A 24,549-nucleotide genomic window follows, 5' to 3' on the forward strand; every position below is an offset into this window, starting at 1 on the left:
GGATCAGGCCCCTTTGCGTTTCGGCAGGGTCTTCATCAGCTCATCCGGGCTGACGGAGGCGACGATGCTCCCTGGAAGCGGCATTTTGAGGATGTGATTTTTAATCTTCCCGACGACATGCATTTCGCACGGGCGACAGTCAAATTTCAGGGTCAGCACTTCATCGCCGTGGATCAACTGCATCGGCGTGGCTTTCCAGCTCTTGATGGAGCCTTTCGCCTGTTTCGGGCAGAGGTTGAAGGCAAACCGCAGACAATGTTTGGTGATCATCACCGGCACATCGCCCTTCTCTTCGTGCGCTTCATAGGCGGCGTCAATCAGTTGTACGCCATAGCGCTGGTAAAAGGCCCGCGCCTTATGGTTATAGACGTTGGCGAGGAAGGAGAGATGGGTCTCCGGATAGACCGGCGGCGGTACGGAGACCGGCTTGCGGGTGCCGCGTTGCCAGGCGTTGAGGCGCGCTTCATCCAGCATTTCAGCCGTTTCACGACGCAGCTGGTTGAGCAGGCTGTTGGGGACAAACAGCGGCGGCAGGTTGACCTGCACCTCGCGCGGGTAGTAAATGGTCTGCCCCAGTTTTGTGACACCGTCACGCAAATTGGCCAGCGCTTTTTCTGCCTGGTTGGCTTCGGCGAACTCTCCGTCGAGTGTATGGGTCACGCTGACGCCATCTTCACAGGTCATGGTCAGAACCAGCTGTTCCTGCCAGCCGCTCAGCGTAACGTCCACGGCGATGCGGCGTTCGCTGGAGGTCTTCAGCAGCGCCTGCTGCCAGTTGTGATCGAGGTTACGGTTAAGCGCCTGGTGCGGACGCGCTTTGTGCAGATCCGCCGGCATCTCGTTCGGCCACACCCGATAGCGATTTTCGCCGGTTTTCTCCACCGTATTGGCACGGAAGCCCACCACTTCACGCTTGATCATCACGTTAAGGCCATCGCCGTTGGTTAACGGTTCGCTCACTTCGACATCAAGATGGTCTTTCCCCACCTTCAAGACTTCGCCCACCGGCAGCCCGATAAATTTCGGCGAATCAAAGGCGCCGATGTCGCCTTTACGGGCATTGACGAAGTAATCGGTGCTGCCGCGGTGGAAGGTTTTATCGGTAGACGGAATAAAAAAGTGCTCGGTGCGCCCTGCCGAGGCGCGCGCCAGGTCGCCGCGGTCTTCGATAATGGCATCCAGCATTTGACGGTAGTGCGCAGTGATGTTTTTCACATAACTCATGTCTTTGTAACGGCCTTCAATTTTGAAGGAACGTACCCCGGCGTCGATCAGCGCCGCCAGGTTGGCGGTCTGATCGTTGTCCTTCATCGACAGGAGATGTTTTTCATAGGCCACCACCCGTCCCTGATCGTCTTTCAGGGTATACGGCAGGCGGCAAGCCTGCGAGCAGTCGCCCCGGTTGGCGCTACGTCCGGTCTGGGCGTGCGAAATGTTGCACTGACCGGAATAGGCCACGCACAGCGCGCCATGAATAAAGAATTCAATGGTCGCGTCGGTATGGTCGTAAATGGCTTTGATCTGACTGAGATTCAGTTCACGCGCCAGCACGATCTGGCTGAAGCCGGCGTCGGAGAGAAATTTCGCTTTTTCCACGCTGCGGATATCGCACTGGGTGCTGGCGTGCAGCTCAATCGGCGGCAGATCCAGCTCCATGATCCCCATATCCTGCACAATCAGCGCGTCAACGCCCGCCTCATAAAGATCGGTAATCAGCCGCTGCGCCGGCTCCAGCTCATCATCATGCAGAATGGTGTTCAGTGTGACAAAGATTTTGGCGCCATAGCGATGGGCAAAAGGCACCAGACTGGTGATGTCGCTCAGGCTGTTGCTGGCATTGTGACGAGCGCCAAAGTCAGGCCCACCGATATAAACGGCGTCGGCGCCGTGGAGGATCGCTTCGCGAGCGATACCGGCGTCGCGGGCAGGACTAAGAAGTTCAAGACGATGATTGTGCAGGCGCATACGCGTGTTGTTATCCAGTATAAGGGGGTCGAAATGGCGGCTATTGTAGTCAGAACCGGGCACAGACGAAAACCTTTTCCACCGCCGCGCGACGACGAATTTTCATTTTTCAGCAAAGTATTGATGGAAAAGATAGTTCCTTCACATCCTCGCGCAGCGTACTGTCATCACGTATTCCGGATTTTCCTCGTCACGTTGTGAGTGGTTATCATCAGTCATCTTGTCTGGCCGCGGGTTCGCCCGCGGTTTTTTCTTTTGGATAATGGATAAGAGAATGGAAATGGGCCGCCTGAACGCCGCGGTTACGATACGCATGCGCCTCATCGCCGGCGAAGCGCCGTCCCTCACCTGGCTGCAGTAAATGCCACTCTCCCTGTAAACAGAGATCCAGGGCGCCGCTAATCACCACCACATGTTCAATCACCCCTCTCTCATGCGGCGTCGATTCGCTCAACGCGCCGGGGGCAAGGGTTATCGAAAAATGGTCAAAGCGCAGCTCCGGATCCCACGGGAAGACCGGGGTCACCACCATCGCCTGCTGCTGCGGATCAAAAGCGGAAGGCGCCGCGCTGGCGTCCGGAACGATAAACGCCGAAAACGGCACGTTCAGTCCGGTAGCAATCTTCCACAGCGTCGCCACCGTCGGGCTCGATTCATTACGCTCAATCTGCCCCAGCATGGCTTTCGACACCCCCGTCTCTTCTGCCAGACGCGACAAGCTCCAGCCACGCTGCTGGCGCAGGGTTTTGAGCGTTGCCGCCAGATGTTGCGCAATATTCATCCTACCTCCTGACTTGTACAGGCAAGAGTATATCCCCATTTGCCTGATTCTACAGGGCGTTTCTCGGCATATCACCGATGCGAACAGCTGTCTTACGCTCTCCACATCCGCACCTTGTGCGCTATAACGCACAGTGATAGAGTATTCGTATGTTATAACGCACAAGAGAACCCTATGCGCTCGTTTACCCTTCCTCTTCCCACGCTGTTGGCGGGTTTCGTCGCTGTACTGGTGGGCTACGCCAGTTCAGCCGCCATTATCTGGCAAGCTGCTGCATCTGCTGGCGCTACCCCCGGGCAGATCGCCGGCTGGATGACGGCCCTTGGCCTCGCCATGGGTATCAGCACCCTTGCGCTGAGCGGCTGGCGTAAAGTTCCTGTGCTCACCGCCTGGTCAACGCCGGGTGCCGCGCTGCTGGTCAGCGGTCTACAGGGGGTCACCCTCGCCGAGGCCGTGGGGGTGTTTATCTTCGCCAACGCGCTGATCGTCCTTTGCGGCGTGACGGGCCTGTTTGCCCGGCTGATGAAGATCATTCCCCATTCGCTGGCCGCCGCGATGCTGGCCGGGATCCTGCTGCGTTTCGGTTTGCAGGCCTTCGCCGGCTTGCAGGACCATCTGCTGCTGTGCGGCGGCATGCTCGCCGCCTGGCTTCTCTGTAAAGCGCTGTGGCCCCGCTTCGCGGTAGTCGCCGCGCTGGTGGTGGGGGCGCTGATCGCGGCGGCCTCCGGGGACGTCGCCAGGACGGCCGTACCGCTGGCCTTCGCGGCACCGGAGTGGATCGCGCCGCAGTTTACCCCGGCGCTGCTGCTCAGCGTCGGCCTGCCGTTTTTCCTCGTCACCATGGCCTCGCAGAACGCTCCCGGGTTCGCCACCCTGCAGGCATCCGGCTACACCGTACCGGTGTCGGCACTGCTCGTCGTCTGTGGAGGACTGGCGCTATTGCTGGCGCCGTTTGGGGTGTACTCCCTCTGCATCGCGGCGATCACCGCCGCGATTTGCCAGAGTCCGGAAGCGCATCCGGATCCGCAACAGCGCTGGCTGGCGGCCATGGCGGCAGGCGGTTTTTATCTGCTGGCCGGTCTGTTTGGCGGGTCGATCACCGCCCTGATGTCGGCCTTACCAACGGCGTGGATCCAGATGCTGGCCGGCCTGGCGCTGCTCGGCACCATCGGCGGCAGCCTGTTTCAGGCGGTACATCAGGCCAGTGAACGCGATGCGGCGGTGCTGACCTTCCTGGTCACCGCCAGCGGCGTGACGCTGGCGGGAATTGGGTCGGCCTTCTGGGGCGTGGTGCTTGGTGGGGTAAGCTATGGCGTCTTATCCGCGCTGCGCCGCCCGTAGCTGGGACGGCGTCAGGCCGGTGGCCGCTTTCACCCGATGGCTGAAATGGCTGGCGGAGCTGAAGCCGCAGACCAGCGCAATCTCCGTTAACGGCAGCGCGCTGTGGCAGAGCAGATTTTGCGCCCTGGCCATTCGCTGCTGCATGACGTATTGATGCGGGGCCATATTCAACGACTGGCGGAACATGCGGGCAAAATGGAACTCACTGAGTCCCGCCTGCTGCGCCAGGTCGGCCAGGGTCAGCGGCTGATCGAGGTGGGCATCGATCCAGGCCAGCACGTGACGCTTCACGCCCGGCGCCAGCCCTCCGGTGACCGTCGGCAAACGCCACTGCACGGTGGAGTAGTGCTGGATCAGATGGGTGAGCAGTAAGCTGCTGGCGGCGCTGAGGGTCAACTGGTTCGCCGGCTGTCGCCAGTCATTGGCCAGTAAAAACTGGCGGTACACCGCGGTGATTTTGTCATCGCTGGCGAAGGTTTTTTCCTGCAGGGTGAAGTTTGCCGGGCTACGATCCCACACCTCTTCGCCGACGCGGCGCAGGTGCTCATCGGTACAGTAGAGATGCACAAAAGACAGATCGCCGCGGATATCCCAGACGCTCTCATCCCCTTTCGGCATCAGACAAAAGCGATCCGGGCCGCCGCCATTTTTCCAGCCGTGCGGCGTCTTTTGATAGCTTTCATAGCCATCGGCGACGTACAGGCTCAACGTATGGTGATCGCTGCGCACCGTCACGGTATCGCAATTGTTGTACCAGGCGGCCAGTTGAATTCCGGAATTCAGCTCCACCGTGCCCCGCAGCACCGCGTTCTGTCGCCGTAATGTTTCAAACGTCCCGTAACCCATCGCCTTCACGCATCTGCCCGTAAAAGCTCTAGTCTAGGGAGACTCCCGCGCGGTTTCCAGTCCTCACCGCAGGCGAATGACAAATAAGCGCAAGAATTTGCAAGCCGACAACAAGCGGGTGAAAGCTGCCGGTTGCGACAGGCGGCATACTCCTCCCTTCAACAAGCAGAGGAGAGTCAGGGTGAACGCATTACTTTATGCACTCGTTGTCGTGATCTGGGGTACAACGTGGATTGCGATTTTTTTACAACAAGGGCCGGTGGCGGCGCCGGTATCCATTTTTTGGCGCTTTGCCGTGGCCAGCATCACGATGCTGACGATTCTGCTTGTCACGCGACGGCTACGGCCGCTGGGCGCGAAAGATCACTTTTGCTGCCTGCTGCAGGGCTGCTGCGTCTTCTGCTTTAATTTCTGGTGTTTTTATACCGCCGCGGCCTGGATCAACACCGGTCTGGAATCGGTGATCTTTTCCATGGCCGTACTGTTTAACGCCATTAACAGCTTTCTTTTTTTTCGCCAGCAGCCGCCGGGCCGCTTCTGGGCCGCCGCCGCACTGGGCCTCGCCGGTATCGTCACCCTATTCTGGGATGACCTGCTGGCCAATGGGCTAAACGCCTCGCTGCTGTGGGGGATCGGTCTGAGCGCCCTGGGCACCTACGGCTTTTCACTGGGCAATATGTTCAGCATTCGCCACCAGCGGCGAGGGCTGGAAACCCTCACCACCAACAGTTGGGCGATGCTCTACGGGACGCTGGTGATGGGCGCGATCGCCCTGCTACGTGGCGATAATTTTATGCCGGAGTGGACCGTCAGTTACCTCGGCGCCCTGCTTTACCTGGCGCTGTTCGGCTCGGTCATTGCCTTTGGGGCCTATTTCACTCTCGTGGGGCGCATCGGCGCCAGCAAAGCCGCCTACAGTACGCTGCTGTTTCCGCTGGTGGCGTTATCCATTTCCACCGTCTATGAAGGATATATCTGGCACAGCAACGCCGTTATCGGGCTGGCGCTGATCTTGCTGGGTAACCTGGTGATGTTTGCCAAACCGGAACAGCTGCTGCTGCGTCGCAAGCTGGCCTGAGAAGGCGATATCAGGGAGAACAGCGCCGTCGGTCAGACGGCGCTGGTGCGATTAACGCTGAGAAGGGTCAAATTTGACGGCGTCCACTGCCATATCATCGATCACCTGCTTCAGGGTATCGACGGTCAGCGGCGTGTTTTCATTGGCCAGGGTTTTGCCTTCCCCTTTACGAACAACCTTGATCACCGGCTTGTTCGTGCTGGCGTCGATCAGCTCGGCTTCAAAATAGAGGTCGGTGTCCATAGTACGATGGCCAGTGGCGGCCTGGGTACCCGCAACAATCATGGCGACCGGGATCACTTCATAGAACTGCAGTCCCTCTTTGCTGGAGTCCACACCGGTGATCGCGCCACGGAAGATGAGGCTGCGTTTGCCGGCGGTAGTGGCCAACGGTTTACGCTCCGAAATAGCCTGTTTCAGTTCTTTGTTCGTGTAATTCAGAATATCCTGCAGCGCCTTTTCCCCTACCTGGGTGGTCGGTTTCGGGACGGGATAATAGGTTACCGGATGGTACACGACGTTATCGTAGTTGGCCGGATTGTAGTTTGGATCGATCCAGCGCAGCTCAGGCTTGCCGGAGGCGGAGGTCGTTTCTTTCAGGTTGGAATAATCTTTTAAGAAGCCCGAATACTGATTCGGTTGCGCCACTTTCGACGCACAGCCGGTCAACGCTAACATCCCCGCCAGAGCGGCGACTTTCAATAACACGCGAGTACGCATAGAGAGATCCCTGTAAATGCAGTTTTTTTCGGCAGACGTTATAGCAAATAAGACCCACTAGTTTTGTGACAAAAAATGGGCTTCGTCAAGGAAGATTTACAAATATTGATAGGATGAACATTACGTTATTAAATAATCACTTAAAACAGGCAGAAGCCTGCTTTTTATCCCTCTTTTTTACGGGGACTTCGTCGCTTATTTTCCCTGCTCTTCACCTTACTACGCGGCGCGGGCCACGTCCTGATTCCCCACGCCGCCGCATATCAGGCAGGCTTGCGCGCCAACAGGGTGGCGAAGCGCAGTTTGATGCGATTGCCGTTGGCGTCGGTGCGATGCAGCTCGCCGACGTCCTCATTGTATTTCAGCAGCTCCCAGCCCTGGTAATATTCACGAAGCTCATCGGGTTTAAAGGCAAACGGAAAGCCGACGGTGCAGGGATAGTCTTCGGTATCCATCGCCGCCACAATCAGGTTATAGCCGCCGGCGGCGGTGCAGCGTTGCATATTGGCGATCAGGCCCGGGATGGTGTCAGGCTCCAGGAACATCATCACCACGGTGGAGAGGATCAGGTCATATTCCCCATCAAAGGTCAGGTTATTGAGGTCTGTTACCGCGGTGCGGAGATTTTCCAGCGCCTCGGCAGCGCGAATACTTTCCAGATTATTGATGCTCATCGGATTTTTATCCCACGCCGTCACCGTGAATCCGTTCGCCGCCAGATAAAGGCTGTTACGCCCGTTGCCACAGCCCAGATCCAGCGCCCGCCCCGGCGGCACCACCGTCGCAGCATGCAGCACCTCGGAATGGGTGCGTGTCAGGCCATATTTTTCACTAAAATAATCCGCGTCACGCGTTGTCATGATCTTTCCTTCTTATTCAGGAGTGTTTCCCGGTCGACCTGTACCAGCAGTTTCCCGCTCACTAACAGCAAAATTGTGCGCAGTAACAGCAGGCCGACAACCAGATTGCTAAAAATAAACAGCGGCATTGCCAGATGGTGAAAAAAGCCGTCCGCCCTGGCCTGGCCGAGATGCAGGCCGGTGGTGGCCAGCGCGGAAATACCGAACGAGAAGCTCCAGAAGGAAGCATTGAACGGCTGGCGAAGATACCAGGGCATCAGGCGCAGCATGAACAGTAGCTGCAGCAGGCCGTAACCAAACAGCAGCTTCGCGAAGGTATCCGCTTCCCCACCGTTGACGCTGAGCCAGGCGCTGCAGGCCACCAGCGCAGGCGCCAGCTGGATCCCCAGCGAGGTGCGCAGCGGCGTCGGCAGCTCGCCCGCGCTGCGCAGACGCTGGAGGATCGCCGGCTCGAGGCTCAACCAGGAGAAGACCCCGGCGCCGAGGAACACCAGCCCCGCGTCGGTAAATCCCAGCGCGCCGCAGGCCATCGCGCTAATGAAATTATTGGCCACCGTGGGCAGATAGAGCCCCGGCGTGGTGGCCTCGTGAGGATGCGTCCCCCGCCACAAGCCGCCACTTTGCCAGGCGGCATAGGCAAGCTGCAGCGCCACCCCCGGCACAAACAATCCCAGCGCCAGCGGTCGCCACCAGGGCACTAGCCCGATCGCCACCAGCAGCGTAGTGGCCGGAAACAGGCTGACAAAGCTGCTGCTGACCGGATGACGCATCTCCCGTAGCACGCTCGCCGGAAAGCGAATTGCCCGGCTGATAAACGCCATGCTGAGCAGCGCCCACATCGCAATCGCCAGCATCACCAGACCATCGCCGATGCTGCGGCTAACCGGCCAGAGCGTGCTGGCGTAGCGCCAGGCGAAGCCCATTCCGATGGTGCCGAGCACCATACCAAAATAGCCTGCCGGCAGGTTCAGCGCCTGCCGCGGCGTTTGCTTGTTCTTCATTTTGTTGATGATATCAATTTAATTTGAAGTTGCATTTTAAAGGAACCTTATCCCGCGCGCTACGGCGATCTTTGCTATGTTTATGTTAACCATAAGTAATGAGGATCGGGAATGCGTAAATACCGTCTCAGCGAACAGACCCGGCAGTATTGTTACCAGCAAGAGGATGGCAAACAGAGCGTCACCCTGCGCCAGATAGTGGCGCTTATCGATTTCGCTGACGTGAAAGCGGGCAGCGAAGGCGGCTGGGTTGACGAGGAAAGCGCTCTCAGCCAACAGGGCTTGTGCTGGATCTACGATGCCAACAGCGTGGTTTTCGCCGGGGCATGCATCCGCGACGACGCCCGCGTAACCGGGCCTTGCGTGGTCAGCCATGAGGCCGCCATCAGCGGACGGGCATGCATTCACGCCTCGCACATTAGCCATCACGCGCAGATAAGTGACAACGTCACGGTTAATCACAGCCAGGTGCGCGGCTATTGTCGTCTTGCCGACGAAGCGCGTCTCCTGCCCCACTGCCAGGTGATTGCCGCCCGCGGGCTGACCGCCGATCGCGACAAAGTCCTGCAGATTTATCAGCGAGCCACTGTTAGCGCCTCGCGTATTCTCCACCAGGCGCAAATCTACGGCGATGCCTTTGTCGAGCACGCTTTTGTCGAACATCGGGCAGAAGTATTCGACCAGGCAAGACTGGAGGGGAACGAAGAAAACGACGTCTGGGTGTGCGATAACGCTCGGGTTTATGGTCATGCGCGTCTGATCGCCGGTCGCGGAGAGGATGCCATCCCCACCGTGCGCTACAGTTCGCAGGTGGCGGAGAATGCGGTGATTGAAGGCAACTGCCTGTTAAAGCACCGGGCGATGGTCGGTGGCGAGGCGCAGCTGCGCGGTGGTCCGATTCTGCTCGACGACGACGTGCTGATCCAGGGGCGGACCGTTATCCTCGGCGATGTGATCATTGAGCACCAGGTCACCATCAATGACGAGGTGCAGATCGCCGCGCAGGAGGGAGAGGCCATTCATTTGCGCGGCCCGAAAACGCTTGACGGCCAGCAGCACATCACCCGTACGCCGCTGTTAGGCGCCCTCTAGCGCCTCGTCGCGGTCAATAATGCGCGCATAGATATTCTGATCGTCATAGCTGCCGTTCAGATACTCGGCCTGCCTGAGGCAACCTTCAAGAACGAACCCATTGCGCAACGCCACCTGGTTACTGCGGGTATTGGCCACCCGGCATTTGATCACAAACCGGCGCACCAGCCCGCTGCGGGCATAATGGTGGATAAAGACCTGCAGGGAGCGCGAAAGCAGCCCCTGCCCCTGGTGATCTTCATCGATCCAGTAGCCGATATAGGCCGTTTTGTTCTGCGGCTCGATCTGGTTGAACGACAGGACGCCAACGAGTCGATGGTCAAGAAACAGCAAAAACATTTTGGCGTAATCCCGCTGATGCAGAATCACGTTACCCTGCACATGGCGGCGGGTCTCCTCTTCGCTGTTCACTTCGGCGGGCCAGTTAAGCGATTGCTGCAGCCAGTGGCGGTTTTTGACCACCAGTTGGTGCAGATCGCTGACGTAGCGCTCATCAATCGCGATAAGCGTCAGCGCGTCGGTCACCGGGATCGACTCAGGTACTGCGGGAATGTCTGTAGTCATGGGGTTCTCTACTGGCCCACAGGCGTTGCCTGCGGGCCGCGGCTGTCACGGGACTATTTCATGATCCGGTCGTCAACGTAGTTACGTTTATCCGGCGCCGGCGGGAAGTACTGATAGAGCCAGGTTTCGCTGATAGCTTCGCCCTGACAGCGCAGGAACAGGCGCATCTCCACCGGGTCGGTCGAGTCGGAGGTCGGATACCAGTCGAAGAGGATCCGGTAGCCATCGAACGGCTCAACATAGAGGATCTCAATCTGCTTCGCTTCGCCGCTGGAGAGGGTGATCACCGGTTCAATACCGCGCGGCGCGGCGGCCTTCAGATCGCCGCCGACAAAGTCGATGGCAAAACGGCGCGCCCACTTATCCGGATAGTGCTCGCCCGGCGCCCAGCCTTCCGGGAAGCCCCCCATCCCGGTGCGGGTGGCGAGCACACGCGCCAGCGGAGTGCTCACCGGCGGCTGCGCGCTCCAGTAGAGACGGTAGCGGAAGTCCAGTTCGTCGCCCGCCTTCACCGCTTTTTCCGGCTGCCAGAAGCAGACGATATTATCCAGCGTTTCGCCGGTGGTCGGGATCTCCATCAGGCTGACCGCCCCTTTCCCCCACTGGTTACGCGGCTCAACCCACAGGCTGGGACGCTTGTTATACCAGCCCATCACGTCCTGGTAATGGGAGAAATCGCGGTCCAGCTGCAGCAGACCGAAGCCGCGCGGGTTCTTGTCCTGGAAGGCGTTGAACTGCAGCTTCTGCGGGTTATTCAGCGGCCGGCAGACCCATTCGCCGTTCCCCAACCACATCGACAGCCGATCGGAGTCGTGGATCTGCGGGTGGATGGTATCGCACATCCGGCGCTCGTTGTTGCCGCAGCTGAACATACTGGTCATCGGCGCGATACCCAGCTGTTTGATGTCCTTGCGGGCATAAAGGTGGTTTTCCACATCCATGATGACCTGGGTATCCTGGCAATGGATGGTGAATTTGTAGGCCCCGGTGATGCTCGGGCTATCCAGCAGCGCGTAAACGGTAAAGACCGTGGCGTCCCCTTTAACCGTTTCGAACCAGAAGGAGGTGAAATCAGGGAACTCTTCCGGGGTATCGGTAAAGGTGTCCACCGCCAACCCGCGAGCCGACAGGCCGTACTGGTAAGTGCTGTCTACCGCGCGGAAGTAGCTGGCGCCGAGGAACGCCACGATATCGCGGCGCGCCAGCTCCGGCGCTTTAAACACCCGGAATCCGGCGAAGCCAAGGTCGGACTGGCCTTCCAGCTGGCGGGTGTCGACCCCGGCGTCATTGTACTTAAACAGCTCAGGGCGGAAATGGATCTCGCGCGCCTGCTGGGTGGCGGCGTCAAGAGAGAACATCCGCACGCGGCGACGGAACCCCATCCCGACGTGGAAAAACTGGATGTCCAGTTTGCGTTCTTCAATGTTGTTCCACAGCGAGTGGTTGGCGTCATACTGGATGCTGTTATAAGCCTGCGGAGTCAGATTGGCCAGCGTTGGCGGCAGATCGCGCGGGGCGCCGCCCCATGGCTGGCGCGCCAGATCGTGGGCCATCGCCTGCAGCACGGTGTAATCGAAACGACGCGTCTGCCCGTCGGCAATGCCCGCGTCTTCGGCAAAAGCGGCCTGACTGAATAAGGATGCGACTCCTGACGTTCCGCATACGGCGGCAACAGCCATGGAAGATTTAAGAAAACGTCTGCGGTTCATGCCTGAGAAAGCGTCCTTCTGCACGGGTGAATTGATTCGCAACGCGTCATCACGCTGCGTGATAAATTCCGCCCACTCTAGACAAAAACGATTAATAATCCAATTGTTGCCCGCAGAAAAAAGGTAAAAAAGCCCTGTCTACCAGAACAGCCCGTTTTTTTACTTTTCCTTCGGCGTTTGGCCGGGAGGCGAACACACTGTCTGCCGCTTTTTTCGCCTGACTATTGAGCGGATAGCTTTTCCCCGCTGCGTTATATTCATCACACCTATGCCCCAGCGCCATGCTTTTTTTTAGGCACAATTGGCGCAAATTTCCGCCACATCCGGTGCTAACTTTTCACCGGTAACCGCTATATTTCGTCATGTTAGCGGCCAACACGGGAGAGCCGTTCGGGCTGTCCCGCCACGCTCTCCAGGGAATTCATTCAGGAGTCATGCCATGCAAGTGAAAGCAGCCGTCACGCTGGGCTACCAGCAACCTTTCGTCCTCAAGGATGTCGACGTCTCCCCACCGGGAAAGGATGAGATATTAGTGAAAATTGTCGCCACCGGGGTCTGTCATACCGACGCGGTGATGCGTGATAACCCGGGAGTGGTGCCTATGCCAGCCATCCTCGGCCATGAAGGCGCCGGGATCGTCGCCAGCGTCGGGGAGGCGGTCAGCGGTATCAGGGTGGGAGACCACGTGGTGCTCAGCTATGCCGCCTGCCACCATTGCGAAAATTGTTTAAGCAACCACCCTTCGGCTTGCGAAGATTTTAATACGCTTAATTTTGGCGGCCGACGCGAGGATGGCACCACCCCCTATCGGCTGGGCGATCAGGATCTGTCCCTGTTCTTTGGCCAGTCGTCCTTCAGCCAGTATGTGGTCACCCGCGCCAGCAACGCCGTGGTGGTCGACCCGGAGGTCGATCTCACCCTGCTCGGCCCGCTGGGCTGCGGCATCCAGACCGGCAGCGGGACGGTGCTCAACCGCCTGAAACCGGTGATTGGGGAATCGATTGTGGTGTTTGGCTGCGGCGCCGTGGGGCTCAGCGCCATCATGGCGGCGAAATTAACCGGCTGTTCGCAGATCATCGCTGTCGATATTCATGCCAGTCGCCTCGCCCTCGCGGGCGAACTGGGCGCCACCCATCAGATCAATGGCAAGGAACAGGATGCCGTCGCCCTGATTAAACAGATCACCGGCAAAGGCGCTCACTACGCGGTGGAAACCACCGGCGTATCGGCCATCGTGCTGCAGGCCGTGCACGCGGTGAAACCATTAGGTACGGTGGCCATCGTCGGCTTTACCGGGGATATCACTTTTAACGTGCAGAACGATCTGATGGCGGAGGGCAAGTCGCTGGTCGGGGTGATTGAGGGTGATGCCGTCCCGGCGCTGTTTATTCCACTGCTGGTGCAGCAGTATAAGCAGGGGAAATTCCCTATCGATAAGCTTATCGTTCGCTACCCGCTGGCCGATATCAACCAGGCTTTCGCCGATTCGGCGTCTGGTAAGGTGATAAAGCCCGTGGTCGTCATGTGAGTGAACGCCGCCACCAACCGGTGGCGGCAGTGACTCAGCCGCCCTCAGCGCATTCACTCCAGCGTCACGTGATGCTTCATCACCCGGCGAAACAGCGCCAGCCGGGCGCGCATAAAGCGATTTTCCACTTTAAAGCCGGCACGCTTATGCAGGCCAATGCGCAACAGACGATCCCGTCCGCGCAGGCACGCTGGCCAGCGCACCGCGCCGGCAAGCGCCTGGTCGCCGCTGGCGACGCGAGCAAACTGGGCCCAGTAATCAGCGACCTGAGCGGCGAAGGCCAGATCCGCTTCGCTGGCGTACTGACACACCGGGTCGGTCAACCGCAGGTTATCAAACACGTAGGGCACCTCGTTGCCATGCCAGGCGCCGTGCGGATAGGTGTCATGCTCCGCTTCCGCAACATAATCAAACCAGTAGCGCCAGCACGGCTGCCCCACACGCTGCTGCGCCTGCATCACCACATAACCGAGGGTAGTGAAGGCCATATCGCGGCACACTTCCCGCCCCAGCGCTTCATCGCCCTTCACGCCGGGATAAAGGAGTTTGATCAGACCCAGTCCCAGGCGACGCTCACGGCGCAGCTTCTGGATCTGCCCGGCGATATCGACGCCAAACACGGCCATCACGCTGGCTTCATCGCTGTTGGAGCCGATCATCACCGGCATTGGGTGCTGACGTCCGGCAAAAAAGGTCTCCAGCATCGGCTGCGGCAGCACCGCGTCGCCGACGATGGGGGCCGGCCCTGTGTTCAGCGGCGCGGTGAGTGACCAGAAGGCCTCCGCGGGGATCGCCCGTAATTCCTCAGCGCTGGCTTGCGGTAAGGCAAAGTGTTCCGCCAGCAGGCGGCCTTTCTCCAGCGCCTTCTCTCGCGGCAGGTCGGGTAACGTATACCCGCTCTGAATAATCGCTTTATGGAACAACCCTTTCGCTTTCGGCGAGGCCATCAGCGACAGCACGCTGCGCGCCCCGGCGGATTCGCCAAACAGCGTGACGTTAGCGGCATCCCCGCCAAAGGCATGGATATTCTCCTGAACCCACTGCAGAGCGGCAATCTGATCGAGCAGCGCGAAATTATAGAGACGTTCGCCCGCCTCTTCCTCCAGCGCCGGATGGGCGAAGAAGCCGAGGTGGCCCAGTCGGTAGTTGACCGTCACCACCACCACGCCGCGGCTGGCAAGCGCTTTGCCATCGTAAGGCGGCAGGCTGCCGGCGCCGATGGTAAACCCGCCGCCGTGCAGCCAGACCATCACCGGCAGCGGCTGCGCCGCAGCAGCAGGTGCCCAGATATTGAGATATAAGCAGTCTTCGCTGAAAGCGCCGGGATCGCCGCCGCCGAGCTCACGGCAGTAGTCAATGTCCTGCCAGCTGGCGGCGGAAAAGGCGTCGGCCTGGCGGACGCCCTGCCAGCGGGCAGGAGGTTGCGGCGCGCGCCAGCGCAGCGGGCCCACAGGCGGCGCGGCATACGGAATGCCGCGCCAGATATGGATCCCCTGCTCTGCGCTCCCGGATACGGTTCCCTGGCGGGTTTTCGCCAACGGTTTCGACGGATGTTGCATAACCTGCTCCCTGTAAGGCTGATGCCAGCAGGGTACTGATTTTACAGCAGACCGCAACGTCGTTTGCTGCGCTCCTCCGCCTGTCGGTACAGGGCAAACTCATCCTCCACCGGGCAGCCCAGCGCCGCCTCAAAGGCCTCGCGGCTGGCATTCCCGTGGCTGCGCGCCTGCGTTTCGTTGCCCAGATTGGACTGAAAAATACCCGCTGCGCTGACCGGTAAAAAGTCTTCATAGATAATCGGCTGGGCAACCACCCACCCGCGCTCAATCAACGGCTGCGGATCGTCGCCCGGGCGAAACGCCTGGCGATGCGCCTCGCCGGCGGGCGTCAGGCGGTAGCGAAACCAGGCCAGCCCCTGCTGGCGGAGCAAAAATTCGCTGTCCGGGAATTCGCGGAATACCTCCTGCAGATGCAACTGATGGCTGAGATTGTCCTTTCCGGTCCCCGCTGCCTGCAGCAGGCGGTCGTACAGCGCGCGTCCTTTTAGCGTCAGCGCAATGCCGCGTTGCTCAATTTCACCAAAGCGGGCGCTGTGGGTGCCTTTATGCTCACCGGCGAACATCACCGGCTCCTCAAGCGCCTTAAAGCTGGTCTGCCGCAGGAGGATCGGGACCTCCCGGCGCGGTGGCCCTTCAATCAGCGCTTTGGGTTCAATACCACACTCGGGCATCAGGGCCTGGGCGCGGTCAATATCCAGCGTCCGCGGCGTGAGGTGATTGATATGGCATCCCGGAAAGCAGACCACATCGGCAATCAGGCGGTGCTCGCGATGCAGAGCATGGTAGGTCTCCTCATCGACGGTGGCATGCCGGTGCCAGCGGAAGGTCTCCAGCGCCTCCTGCACAAACTCGCGCGCGTCGGCAGAGGTGAATTCGCCCTCAGCTTCATACTGCGCAATCAGCGCCAGACAGCGGGGGGTAAAGATTTTGCGCCGGGCAAGGATGGCCTCGGCCCGCTCGCGCAGGGCGCGATTTTCAATCAGCTCCAGGCGCAGCAGCGAGGTGAAAACCCGAAACGGATTGCGCGCCAGCGCGGCATCGTCGATGGGACGAAAGGCCGTGGAATGGACCGGCACGCCGGCCTGTGAGAGATCGTAATAGCTGACGGGATACATCCCCATGATGGCAAACATGCGACGCAGCGTCGCCAGTTCCTCCGCTGTGCCCACGCGGATTGCGCCGTGGCGCTCCACGTTTAAGCGCGCCAGCTCGTCGGCATTGGCCAGTTGTTCATGCAGCTGCGGATTATTTTCCAGTACCGCCAGATTGACGTCTGCCACCAGCTCCAGCAGCGTCCCGTACTGCGGAACTTCCTGCTGGTACATGGCCGACATGGCCTGCGAAAAGTGCTCCCGAATCTCATCAGCCGTGATGGTGTTCGCCATGATGTGTTACCTCCAGTGAATACTTCCTGGAGTGTAGGAAAGCTGCCTCCTGGCGGGGGGAAGAATTTACAAACTGTGATGGCGATAACCTGCTTCCGCTAGCAGTCATTGCACAAAACATAACCCACGGTTATGAAAAACACCCGGTAATTTCACTTTAAATTAACAATGCATTTACACACACTGTTTCTGGCGACATTACAACAACATGCCCCTCTACCGTCTACACGGAGTACCCGATGAACGACAAATGGTCCCCGCGCGAGGTCATCCATCGCGATTACAGTAGTCACCCGCCCGCTTACGCGCCGGGCTATAAAACCAGCGTCCTGCGCTCACCGAAGAATGCCCTGATCTCCCTGCAGAACTCGCTGTCAGAGATCACCGGGCCGGTCTTTAGCCGCGACGATCTAGGCCCTCTGGATAATGACCTCATCCTTAACTATGCCAAAGAAGGCCTGCCGATTGGCGAGCGGATCATTGTCCACGGTTATGTGCGTGATGGTTTTGGCCGACCGATGAAAAACACCCTGGTGGAAGTCTGGCAGGCCAATGCCGGCGGCCGCTACCGACATAAAAAAGATCAGTATCTGGCCCCGATTGACCCGAACTTCGGCGGCTGCGGCCGGGTGCTGACCGATGAAAACGGTTATTACTGTTTTCGCACTATCAAGCCCGGCCCCTACCCGTGGCGTAACCAGGCCAGCGACTGGCGTCCGGCGCATATTCATTTCTCGCTCTCGGGTGACGCCTGGGCGCAGCGCCTGATCACCCAGATGTATTTCGAAGGCGACCCGCTGATCAAACAGTGCCCGATCGTCCGGACCATTAATAATGACGACGCCGTGCGCACGCTGATCGCCGAGCTGGACATGCACGCCGCCGTACCGCTGGATTGCCTGGCCTACCGCTTCGACCTTGTTCTGCGCGGCCATCGCGCCACGCTGTTTGAAAATCGCACTCAGGGGGCCGCCCGATGAAACAGTATCTGCCTGAAACCGCCTCGCAGACGGCGGGACCCTATGTTCATATCGGTCTGGCGCCTGACGCCGCGGGCTTTCATATTTTTGAGAAAAACTTTGGCCCGGTCCTCACCACCGCCGATACCACCGGGGAGCGGATCACCATTGAAGGCCGGGTTATCGACGGCTCCGGAACACCGGTCCGTGATGTGCTGCTGGAGATCTGGCAGGCCAACGCCGCGGGACGCTATAACCATCCTGACGACCGTCAGCAGCAGAAAGCCGTCGACCCGGGCTTCCGCGGCTGGGGGCGTACCTGCTCTGATTTCACCTCCGGCGTCTGGCGCTTTGACACCATTAAGCCGGGCCCGGTTGTCGGCCGCGATGGCCGCCTGATGGCGCCGCACGTCAACCTGTGGGTGGTCGCGCGGGGGATCAACATCGGCCTGAACACGCGGATGTATTTCGCCGATGAACACGAGGCCAACGCCAGCGACCCGGTACTGAATCTGATCGAGTGGGAAGTGAGACGCAAAACCTTAATCGCCGAACGCGAGGTTCGTGGTTCGGAAGTGGTCTATCACTTCGATATTTATCTGCAGGGCGAAAACGAAACCGTCTTTTTCGATATCTAGCGGCCACGCCGATAAACGCCTTCCCCCCGTCCAGCGGGGGGAAGGCGTTTTAAACCGTGGGGAAAGATCTTGTAATGTAATCAGGTCAAATGTTAATAATATTTTGCTATCTGGTTATCAAATTTAAACAAGGCCGCTTGTCTCTTTCACCGCTGTGTTTTTAACATCATCTACTATGGAAAAAAATGGTCTCTTCAGTCAGCGCATTCGCTTGCGCCATCTACACACCTTCGTGGCCGTCGCTCAACAGGGAACGCTGGGGCGCGCGGCTGAAACTTTAAATCTGAGCCAGCCTGCACTCTCGAAAACGCTTAACGAGCTTGAACAGCTAACCGGTACCCGGCTGTTCGAGCGGGGCCGTCTGGGGGCGCAACTCACCCTGGTCGGCGAACAGTTTCTGACTCATGCCGTTAAGGTACTTGATGCCCTTAACTCAGCGGGTCAGGCGCTGAACCGTAAAGAGGGGCTGAATAACGACATTGTGCGTATCGGCGCGCTGCCTACCGCCGCGCTGGGGATCCTGCCAACGGTGATCGGCCAGTTCCATAAGCAGCAAAAAGACATCACGCTGCAGGTCGCCACCATGAACAACACCATGCTGCTGGCGGGGTTAAAATCCGGGGAGATCGATATCGGTATCGGACGCATGTCCGACCCGGATCTGATGAGTGGACTCAACTATGAACTGCTGTTCCTCGAATCCCTGAAACTGGTGGTTCGCCCGGGACACCCCCTGCTTCAGGAGACCGTGACCCTGAGCCGGGTGATGGAGTGGCCCGTCGTCGTTTCGCCGAAGGGCACCGTACCGCGGCAAAACGCCGAAACGTTGCTCCAGAGCCAGGGCTGTAAAATGCCCGCCGGCTGTATCGAGACCCTCTCGGCTTCGCTGTCACGCCAGCTGACGGTCGATTTTGACTATGTGTGGTTCGTACCTTCCGGGGCGGTGAAAGACGATCTTCGCCGTGGCGTGCTGAGCGCCCTGCCAATTGCCACCCAGGGCGCCGGAGAGCCCATCGGCATTCTAACCCGCGTCGATGCGACGCTCACGCCAGGTACGCAAACCCTGCTCAGCGCCATCCGCAAGTCAATGCCTGCCTGACCCCGCTTTCTCCCCGGTAGCCCCTGCCGGGGAGCCTATGCGCTTCGATGTGGTGCGCCTGACGGCGCAACACATTTAGCAAAATAATCATTTAGTGCGAAATCATTCATTAACAATTGCGTAAATTTCTTTAACAGATCTATCATATCGCGATTTCACCAAATGGTTCATTCGAAATCACATCAAGCAATAAACCTGCGTTTATGAAGGTACAAACCTCTTCATTCAAAAATAAAACAGAAAGCACCTGTTTCATTTGGTTCATGATGAAGTGGCGGGAGTGGTTAAGGAGATTACATGGCAACTGGCAACGCGCCGCGCGGATTCCCCCGGATCCTGCAGTGGCTTCTCGCCGGACTGATGCTTATCATCGGTCTGGCTGTGGGTATTCTTGGGGCAAAACTGGCCCTCGTCGGCGGTACACTGTACTTCGCGCTGATGGGCGTGGTGATGGTCATCGCGGCGGTGTTGATTTTCCGCAACCGCCGCGGTGGTATTTTGTTATACGCCGTGGCGTTTATCGCCTCGGTGATCTGGGCGATTAGTGACGCTGGCTGGAACTACTGGCCGCTCTTCTCGCGCCTGTTTGCGCTTGGTGTGCTGGCCTTCCTTGCCGCCCTGGTCTGGCCTTTCCTCGCCAGCCCACCGGCAAAAAAAGGCCCGGCATATGGCGTTGCCGCCGTTCTCGCCGTGGCGCTGGCGGTGAGCTTTGGCTGGATGTTCAAATCCGAACCACTGGTTAGCGCCACTGAAGCGGTGCCAGTGAAGCCCGTCGCGCCGGGCGAACAGCAGAAAAACTGGGCGCACTGGGGTAACACCACCCACGGCGACCGTTTCGCCGCGCTGGACCAAATCAACAAACAGAACGTCAACCAGCTACAGGTGGCCTGGGTAGCGCATACTGGCGATATCCCGCAGAGCAATGGTTCCGGGGCGGAAGATCAAAACACCCCGCTGCAGATTGGCGATACTCTGTACGTCTGCACCCCTTACAGCAAAGTGCTGGCGCTGGATGTGGACAGTGGGAAAGAGAAATGGCGCTATGACTCCAAATCCTCTTCGCCCAACTGGCAGCGCTGCCGCGGCTTAGGCTATTACGAAGATAGCCAGGCGCAAACCGCGCCAGCGTCAGGCACGCAGCCTGCCGCCTGTTCCCGTCGTCTGTTCCTGCCGACGATCGACGCCCGCCTGATCGCCATTGATGCCGATACCGGTAAACTGTGCGAAAGCTTCGGCGATGGCGGTATTGTCGACCTCAGCGTCGGCATGGGTGAAGTGAAAGCGGGCTACTATCAGCAGACCTCCACCCCGCTGGTAGCGGGCAATGTGGTAGTGGTGGGCGGCCGCGTCGCGGATAACTACTCCACCGGCGAACCGCCGGGCGTGGTCCGCGCGTTTGACGTCCACACCGGCAAACTGGCGTGGGCGTGGGATCCCGGCAATCCAGCGCTGACCGGTGTTCCGCCGGAAGGCCAGACCTATACGCGCGGTACGCCAAACGTCTGGTCGGCGATGTCCTACGACGCGAAGCTGAATCTGATCTATCTGCCAACCGGCAACGCCACGCCAGATTTCTTTGGCGGCGAACGTACCGCGCTGGACGATAAATACAGCTCCTCTATCGTGGCTGTGGATGCCACCACCGGCCAGGTGCGCTGGCACTTCCAGACCACGCACCACGATCTGTGGGACTTTGACCTGCCGTCTCAGCCGCTGCTGTACGATCTGCCTGACGGCAAGGGTGGTACCACTCCGGTGCTGGTGCAAACCAGCAAGCAGGGCATGATCTTTATGCTCAACCGCGAGACCGGCGAGCCGGTGGCCAAAGTGGAAGAGCGTCCGGTACCGGCGGGCAACGTCAAAGGTGAACGCTACTCTCCGACGCAACCTTACTCGGTAGGGATGCCGATGATCGGCAACCAGACGTTGACCGAATCCGACATGTGGGGGGCGACACCGATCGACCTGCTGCTGTGCCGTATTCAGTTCAAAGAGATGCGCCATCAGGGCGTCTTTACCCCGCCAGGTGAAGACCGTTCCCTGCAGTTCCCGGGCTCGCTCGGCGGCATGAACTGGGGCAGCGTTTCGGTGGATCCGAACAACAGCCTGATGTTCGTCAACGATATGCGTCTGGGCCTCGCCAACTATATGGTACCGCGCGCGAAGGTGGCGAAAGACGCCAGCGGGATCGAGATGGGCATCGTGCCGATGGAAGGCACGCCGTTTGGCGCCATGCGCGAACGTTTCCTGTCGCCGCTGGGCATTCCATGCCAGAAACCGCCGTTCGGCACCATGTCCGCGGTGGATCTGAAAACCGGGAAACTGGTGTGGCAGGTACCGGTTGGCACCGTAGAAGATACCGGGCCGCTGGGGATCCGTATGCACATGCCCATTCCGATCGGCATGCCGACCCTTGGCGCGTCGCTGTCCACACAGTCCGGACTGCTGTTCTTCGCCGGTACCCAGGATTTCTACCTGCGCGCCTTTGATACCGCGAACGGCAAAGAGATCTGGAAATCGCGTCTGCCGGTCGGCAGCCAGTCCGGCCCGATGACCTACGTCTCACCGAAAACCGGTAAGCAGTACATTATTATCAATGCTGGCGGCGCCCGTCAGTCACCGGATCGCGGCGATTACATCATCGCCTACGCGCTCCCAGACCATCACTGATCGACCTAAGCAAAAGGGCCCATCCGGGCCCTTTTTGTATGGGTGACGATACGCCATCAGCGTTAGCGATTACTGGTCGCCAAAGTGGATCACGGTGCGAATCGATTTGCCTTCATGCATCAGATCAAAGGCCTCGTTAATCTGCTCCAGCGGCAGGCGATGGGTAATAAACGGGTCGAGGCGAATTTTACCGGCCATGGCGTCTTCCACCATTCCCGGCAGCTGACTGCGCCCTTTCACGCCGCCGAAGGCGGAACCGCGCCACACGCGGCCGGTCACCAGCTGGAACGGACGGGTCTTGATCTCCTGGCCCGCACCGGCTACACCGATGATCACGCTCTCACCCCAGCCTTTATGGCAGCACTCCAGCGCGGCGCGCATCACGTTGACATTGCCGATGCACTCGAAGCTGAAATCCACCCCGCCGTCGGTCAACTCGACAATCACATCCTGAATCGGCTTATCGTAGTCGTTCGGGTTGATAAAGTCGGTTGCGCCCATCTCTTTGGCGAGGGTGAACTTATCCGGGTTGGTATCGACCGCCAGAATGCGTCCGGCCTGCGCCTGCACCGCGCCCTGGATCACCGCCAGGCCAATGCCGCCCAGACCAAAGACCGCGACGCTATCCCCGGGCTTGACCTTCGCCGTATTGTGCACTGCGCCGATACCGGTGGTGACACCACAGCCCAGCAGACACACTTTATCCAGCGGCGCCTGCGGATTGACTTTCGCCAGCGAAATCTCGGCGCAAACCGTATATTCGCTGAAGGTGCTGGTGCCCATATAGTGATAAATCGGTTCGCCGTTATAGGAGAAACGGGTGGTGCCGTCTGGCATCAGCCCTTTACCCTGGGTGGCACGCACCGCCTGACAGAGATTGGTTTTACCCGACTTACAAAACTTGCACTCGCCGCATTCCGCGGTATACAGCGGGATCACGTGGTCGCCCGGCTTAAGGCTGGTGACGCCCTCGCCCACTTCCACGACAACCCCGCCGCCTTCATGGCCCAGTACCGCCGGGAAAACACCTTCCGGATCGTCGCCGGAGAGGGTGAAGGCATCGGTGTGGCACACGCCGGTGTGGGTGATTTTGACCAGAACTTCGCCTTTCTTCGGCGGCGCGACGTCAATCTCTACGATTTTTAACGGCTGGCCAGGGCCAAAGGCAACTGCTGCGCGTGATTTCATAACTGTCTCTTCCTCGTCGTGATGTTATTTTAAATAGGATCGTAGCAGATGACCGACCTCTGCCATTCTCGCGGCCCGCTGGTCCGGGGTGGTCTCGCCGCTAACCAGCTCGTCCTGCAGGTGGATCTCCACCATTTCGCCCATCAGGCCATTTGCCGCACCGCGAATCGAGGCAATCTGCTGCAGGATTGTCATGCAGGGTTCGCCGGACTCCAGCGCGCGCTCGAGGGCTTCGACTTGGCCGCGGATGCGTCGTACGCGACTGAGCGCCCGTTTTTTATCTTCAGGTGAATGTGGCACGATTACGCCTCCGTATCATATAGGGGGGTATACTATATTTTATTGCCCATAAAGGCAAAAAAAACCCCGTCGCGGGACGGGGTCAGGCAAAACGGTAACGACTATTTAGCGCTTACGGGGCATCATCCGCAGCAGGGTATTATCTTTCCACCAGTAATGATGGACCAGCGCGGCAAGGGCATGCAGGCCAATCACGAAGTAGCCCGCGTTGGCTAACCATTCATGGATCGCCTTCAGGGTGTCCACTCGCTCAAAATCGCTCTGCGGGGCATACGGCATGGTCAGGCCAAAGGCGTACCAGGGATTTCCGCGCCAGTACATCATCACCATGCCAATCAGCGGTAGGGCAATAAACAGCAGATAGATAACCAGATGGCCAAGATGAGCAAAACCGGTCATCATCGGCGACGGTTTCGGCACGATCGGCGGCGCTGGCGACTTCAGCCGCACCAGCAGACGCGTCACCATCAGCACGCAGATGGTGATCCCGCAGGAGACATGAATCATATTAATCAGCGGCCGGTCGCTACGGGGGAAAAATCCACGTAGCTCCATTGCCGCATAAGCCACCACCACCAGCAAAAAGACCAACCAGTGAATACCGATCTGCAGGCCCGAATATTTATCGCGCATGGAATTTCCTTCATGGAAAGAGTGATGTCGCCAACATAGCGGCCTTCTCTTAAATTTTCATTAACCTTTACGTTGAATTAACAATTGATTAGCGCAGTGCGCCGCTCCGGGAAGGCGCAGCCTGCCTCGACCTGCTGAAGCGAACGGGCAACCGGACGTCAGTCCGCTATTACAAAATTAAACAGTTTTGTCACCTTCCACCGCCCTGTCCTTCTCTATAGTAGAGAGCATCTGTCGAGCCACGTTGCGCATGGAGATGAGAATGAAGAAAATCGGCTTACCGCTATTGTTGCTGGCCTCGCTGGCCGGCCCGGCTTTTGCCGCGGACTGCCAGCCTAATGGCATTGGCGGATCATTTTGCATAAACGATGATGGCACCACCACCGACACGGTCCCGAATGAAGTGAATGGTATGGATACTTACTCGGACAATGGCGGGTATACCAGCTCCCTGCCCGATCAGTCGGGGGCAGATGAAGCACTGGCGGGCTCGACGATATCGACACAGGAGGATACCGTCGCCAGCAGCGGCCAGGGCGATAGCGCGCTGGCTGGCCGCGACTGGCATGCACCGTCCAATCTCAATGATGGCGCCGCCACCTCCAGCATGAGCCTGCTGGATAAACCCTGAGA

23 protein-coding genes are annotated in these 24,549 nt (G+C 59.0%); 10 read left to right on the forward strand and 13 right to left on the reverse strand.

Annotation, left to right across the window (positions count from 1 at the left end):
• Window positions 1–3: 3 nt before the first annotated feature.
• Complete coding sequence (locus tag CWM54_RS06500; protein WP_100680381.1) at window positions 4–1,965, reverse strand: peptidase U32 family protein; 1,962 nt, start codon at window positions 1,963–1,965, stop codon at window positions 4–6.
• Between the two features lie 33 nt (window positions 1,966–1,998).
• Between CWM54_RS06500 and CWM54_RS06505 the strand changes: the two genes are divergently transcribed.
• Entirely contained in the window at window positions 1,999–2,166 is a 168-nt protein-coding gene (locus tag CWM54_RS06505; RefSeq protein WP_165785099.1) for a hypothetical protein, read from the forward strand.
• A gap of 10 nt (window positions 2,167–2,176) precedes the next feature.
• On the opposite strand, the gene CWM54_RS06510 is transcribed toward CWM54_RS06505, so the two are convergent.
• Entirely contained in the window at window positions 2,177–2,746 is a 570-nt protein-coding gene (locus tag CWM54_RS06510) for a helix-turn-helix domain-containing protein (RefSeq protein ID WP_061154414.1), read from the reverse strand.
• Window positions 2,747–2,920: 174 nt separating this feature from the next.
• Between CWM54_RS06510 and CWM54_RS06515 the strand changes: the two genes are divergently transcribed.
• A complete protein-coding gene (locus tag CWM54_RS06515; protein ID WP_074385687.1) occupies window positions 2,921–4,087 on the forward strand; it encodes a benzoate/H(+) symporter BenE family transporter in 1,167 nt (388 codons plus the stop codon).
• Here the strand turns inward: CWM54_RS06515 and CWM54_RS06520 are convergent.
• On the reverse strand, window positions 4,064–4,933 hold the full coding sequence (locus CWM54_RS06520) for a helix-turn-helix domain-containing protein (protein ID WP_016161182.1): 870 nt from the start codon (window positions 4,931–4,933) through the stop codon (window positions 4,064–4,066). The genes CWM54_RS06515 and CWM54_RS06520 overlap by 24 nt on opposite strands.
• Before the next feature lie 181 nt (window positions 4,934–5,114).
• Between CWM54_RS06520 and CWM54_RS06525 the strand changes: the two genes are divergently transcribed.
• On the forward strand, window positions 5,115–6,011 hold the full coding sequence (locus CWM54_RS06525; RefSeq protein WP_038422644.1) for a DMT family transporter: 897 nt from the start codon (window positions 5,115–5,117) through the stop codon (window positions 6,009–6,011).
• Window positions 6,012–6,062: 51 nt separating this feature from the next.
• Here CWM54_RS06525 and CWM54_RS06530 read toward each other — a convergent pair whose 3' ends face one another.
• From CWM54_RS06530 to tehA, 3 genes are all read right to left on the reverse strand, one after another.
• Window positions 6,063–6,731, reverse strand: a complete 669-nt coding sequence (locus CWM54_RS06530; RefSeq protein WP_100696488.1) for a DUF3313 domain-containing protein — start codon at window positions 6,729–6,731, stop codon at window positions 6,063–6,065.
• A gap of 263 nt (window positions 6,732–6,994) precedes the next feature.
• Window positions 6,995–7,591 carry a tellurite resistance methyltransferase TehB gene (tehB, locus tag CWM54_RS06535; RefSeq protein ID WP_100696490.1) on the reverse strand — a complete coding sequence of 199 codons (597 nt, stop codon included), beginning with the start codon at window positions 7,589–7,591 and terminating at the stop codon, window positions 6,995–6,997.
• Window positions 7,588–8,592, reverse strand: coding sequence for a dicarboxylate transporter/tellurite-resistance protein TehA (gene tehA, locus CWM54_RS06540; RefSeq protein ID WP_100680385.1), 1,005 nt, complete (start codon window positions 8,590–8,592; stop codon window positions 7,588–7,590). The genes tehB and tehA overlap by 4 nt, the downstream gene beginning before the upstream one ends.
• Before the next feature lie 111 nt (window positions 8,593–8,703).
• On the opposite strand from tehA, the gene ydcK reads away from it, so the two are divergent.
• Entirely contained in the window at window positions 8,704–9,684 is a 981-nt protein-coding gene (gene ydcK, locus CWM54_RS06545; RefSeq protein WP_100696492.1) for a YdcK family protein, read from the forward strand.
• Here ydcK and rimL read toward each other — a convergent pair.
• Together rimL and CWM54_RS06555 are read right to left on the reverse strand one after the other, a co-directional pair.
• Window positions 9,670–10,248 (reverse strand): 50S ribosomal protein L7/L12-serine acetyltransferase, encoded by a 579-nt coding sequence (rimL, locus tag CWM54_RS06550; RefSeq protein WP_100680388.1) that lies wholly within the window; start codon window positions 10,246–10,248, stop codon window positions 9,670–9,672. The two genes, ydcK and rimL, sit on opposite strands and share 15 nt — an antisense overlap.
• A 53-nt stretch (window positions 10,249–10,301) precedes the next feature.
• Window positions 10,302–11,957 carry a glucan biosynthesis protein D gene (locus tag CWM54_RS06555; RefSeq protein ID WP_012541545.1) on the reverse strand — a complete coding sequence of 552 codons (1,656 nt, stop codon included), beginning with the start codon at window positions 11,955–11,957 and terminating at the stop codon, window positions 10,302–10,304.
• Window positions 11,958–12,396: 439 nt separating this feature from the next.
• Here CWM54_RS06555 and CWM54_RS06560 point away from each other — a divergent pair, with 439 nt between their 5' ends.
• Window positions 12,397–13,485 (forward strand): NAD(P)-dependent alcohol dehydrogenase, encoded by a 1,089-nt coding sequence (locus tag CWM54_RS06560; RefSeq protein WP_100680389.1) that lies wholly within the window; start codon window positions 12,397–12,399, stop codon window positions 13,483–13,485.
• A gap of 53 nt (window positions 13,486–13,538) precedes the next feature.
• Here the strand turns inward: CWM54_RS06560 and CWM54_RS06565 are convergent, their stop codons facing one another.
• On the reverse strand, window positions 13,539–15,044 hold the full coding sequence (locus CWM54_RS06565; protein WP_100696494.1) for a carboxylesterase/lipase family protein: 1,506 nt from the start codon (window positions 15,042–15,044) through the stop codon (window positions 13,539–13,541).
• Window positions 15,045–15,085: 41 nt separating this feature from the next.
• A complete protein-coding gene (locus CWM54_RS06570) occupies window positions 15,086–16,429 on the reverse strand; it encodes a VOC family protein (RefSeq protein WP_100696495.1) in 1,344 nt (447 codons plus the stop codon).
• A 239-nt stretch (window positions 16,430–16,668) separates the two neighbouring features.
• Here CWM54_RS06570 and pcaH point away from each other — a divergent pair, with 239 nt between their 5' ends.
• The 4 genes from pcaH (at window position 16,669) to CWM54_RS06590 (ending at window position 21,795) form a co-directional block, all read left to right on the forward strand.
• A complete protein-coding gene (pcaH, locus tag CWM54_RS06575) occupies window positions 16,669–17,409 on the forward strand; it encodes a protocatechuate 3,4-dioxygenase subunit beta (RefSeq protein WP_004202816.1) in 741 nt (246 codons plus the stop codon).
• The gene (pcaG, locus tag CWM54_RS06580) at window positions 17,406–18,026 is read left to right on the forward strand and encodes a protocatechuate 3,4-dioxygenase subunit alpha (protein WP_100696497.1); all 621 of its coding nucleotides are present in this window, start codon (window positions 17,406–17,408) and stop codon (window positions 18,024–18,026) included. Before pcaH ends, pcaG begins: the two co-directional genes overlap by 4 nt.
• A 175-nt stretch (window positions 18,027–18,201) precedes the next feature.
• Window positions 18,202–19,125 carry a LysR substrate-binding domain-containing protein gene (locus CWM54_RS06585; RefSeq protein ID WP_012541541.1) on the forward strand — a complete coding sequence of 308 codons (924 nt, stop codon included), beginning with the start codon at window positions 18,202–18,204 and terminating at the stop codon, window positions 19,123–19,125.
• A 297-nt stretch (window positions 19,126–19,422) separates the two neighbouring features.
• Window positions 19,423–21,795, forward strand: a complete 2,373-nt coding sequence (locus CWM54_RS06590; protein WP_100696499.1) for a glucose/quinate/shikimate family membrane-bound PQQ-dependent dehydrogenase — start codon at window positions 19,423–19,425, stop codon at window positions 21,793–21,795.
• A 69-nt stretch (window positions 21,796–21,864) separates the two neighbouring features.
• Here the strand turns inward: CWM54_RS06590 and CWM54_RS06595 are convergent, their stop codons facing one another.
• The 3 genes from CWM54_RS06595 to cybB all read right to left on the reverse strand — a co-directional run bounded on the left by CWM54_RS06595 (window position 21,865) and on the right by cybB (window position 23,916).
• The gene (locus CWM54_RS06595; RefSeq protein WP_012968056.1) at window positions 21,865–22,983 is read right to left on the reverse strand and encodes an S-(hydroxymethyl)glutathione dehydrogenase/class III alcohol dehydrogenase; all 1,119 of its coding nucleotides are present in this window, start codon (window positions 22,981–22,983) and stop codon (window positions 21,865–21,867) included.
• Between the two features lie 24 nt (window positions 22,984–23,007).
• A complete protein-coding gene (locus CWM54_RS06600) occupies window positions 23,008–23,283 on the reverse strand; it encodes a metal/formaldehyde-sensitive transcriptional repressor (RefSeq protein WP_004101746.1) in 276 nt (91 codons plus the stop codon).
• Window positions 23,284–23,388: 105 nt separating this feature from the next.
• Window positions 23,389–23,916 carry a cytochrome b561 gene (gene cybB, locus CWM54_RS06605; protein ID WP_061154399.1) on the reverse strand — a complete coding sequence of 176 codons (528 nt, stop codon included), beginning with the start codon at window positions 23,914–23,916 and terminating at the stop codon, window positions 23,389–23,391.
• A 262-nt stretch (window positions 23,917–24,178) separates the two neighbouring features.
• On the opposite strand from cybB, the gene CWM54_RS06610 reads away from it, so the two are divergent.
• Entirely contained in the window at window positions 24,179–24,547 is a 369-nt protein-coding gene (locus CWM54_RS06610; protein ID WP_100696501.1) for an RND transporter, read from the forward strand.
• Window positions 24,548–24,549: the final 2 nt, after the last annotated feature.

This window comes from Klebsiella sp. D-Nf1, assembly GCF_002810515.1.
Lineage (GTDB): Bacteria > Pseudomonadota > Gammaproteobacteria > Enterobacterales > Enterobacteriaceae > Klebsiella > Klebsiella variicola.

Bases quoted from the DNA above. Each gene is read 5' to 3' on its own strand.
- CWM54_RS06500 (WP_100680381.1), bottom strand. From the start codon at position 1,965: ATGCGCCTGCACAATCATCGTCTTGAACTTCTTAGTCCTGCCCGCGAC.
- CWM54_RS06505 (WP_165785099.1), top strand. From the start codon at position 1,999: ATGGCGGCTATTGTAGTCAGAACCGGGCACAGACGAAAACCTTTTCCA.
- CWM54_RS06510 (WP_061154414.1), bottom strand. From the start codon at position 2,746: ATGAATATTGCGCAACATCTGGCGGCAACGCTCAAAACCCTGCGCCAG.
- CWM54_RS06515 (WP_074385687.1), top strand. From the start codon at position 2,921: ATGCGCTCGTTTACCCTTCCTCTTCCCACGCTGTTGGCGGGTTTCGTC.
- CWM54_RS06520 (WP_016161182.1), bottom strand. From the start codon at position 4,933: ATGGGTTACGGGACGTTTGAAACATTACGGCGACAGAACGCGGTGCTG.
- CWM54_RS06530 (WP_100696488.1), bottom strand. From the start codon at position 6,731: ATGCGTACTCGCGTGTTATTGAAAGTCGCCGCTCTGGCGGGGATGTTA.
- tehB (WP_100696490.1), bottom strand. From the start codon at position 7,591: ATGACAACGCGTGACGCGGATTATTTTAGTGAAAAATATGGCCTGACA.
- tehA (WP_100680385.1), bottom strand. From the start codon at position 8,592: ATGAAGAACAAGCAAACGCCGCGGCAGGCGCTGAACCTGCCGGCAGGC.
- ydcK (WP_100696492.1), top strand. From the start codon at position 8,704: ATGCGTAAATACCGTCTCAGCGAACAGACCCGGCAGTATTGTTACCAG.
- rimL (WP_100680388.1), bottom strand. From the start codon at position 10,248: ATGACTACAGACATTCCCGCAGTACCTGAGTCGATCCCGGTGACCGAC.
- CWM54_RS06555 (WP_012541545.1), bottom strand. From the start codon at position 11,957: ATGAACCGCAGACGTTTTCTTAAATCTTCCATGGCTGTTGCCGCCGTA.
- CWM54_RS06560 (WP_100680389.1), top strand. From the start codon at position 12,397: ATGCAAGTGAAAGCAGCCGTCACGCTGGGCTACCAGCAACCTTTCGTC.
- CWM54_RS06565 (WP_100696494.1), bottom strand. From the start codon at position 15,044: ATGCAACATCCGTCGAAACCGTTGGCGAAAACCCGCCAGGGAACCGTA.
- CWM54_RS06570 (WP_100696495.1), bottom strand. From the start codon at position 16,429: ATGGCGAACACCATCACGGCTGATGAGATTCGGGAGCACTTTTCGCAG.
- pcaH (WP_004202816.1), top strand. From the start codon at position 16,669: ATGAACGACAAATGGTCCCCGCGCGAGGTCATCCATCGCGATTACAGT.
- pcaG (WP_100696497.1), top strand. From the start codon at position 17,406: ATGAAACAGTATCTGCCTGAAACCGCCTCGCAGACGGCGGGACCCTAT.
- CWM54_RS06585 (WP_012541541.1), top strand. From the start codon at position 18,202: ATGGAAAAAAATGGTCTCTTCAGTCAGCGCATTCGCTTGCGCCATCTA.
- CWM54_RS06590 (WP_100696499.1), top strand. From the start codon at position 19,423: ATGGCAACTGGCAACGCGCCGCGCGGATTCCCCCGGATCCTGCAGTGG.
- CWM54_RS06595 (WP_012968056.1), bottom strand. From the start codon at position 22,983: ATGAAATCACGCGCAGCAGTTGCCTTTGGCCCTGGCCAGCCGTTAAAA.
- cybB (WP_061154399.1), bottom strand. From the start codon at position 23,916: ATGCGCGATAAATATTCGGGCCTGCAGATCGGTATTCACTGGTTGGTC.
- CWM54_RS06610 (WP_100696501.1), top strand. From the start codon at position 24,179: ATGAAGAAAATCGGCTTACCGCTATTGTTGCTGGCCTCGCTGGCCGGC.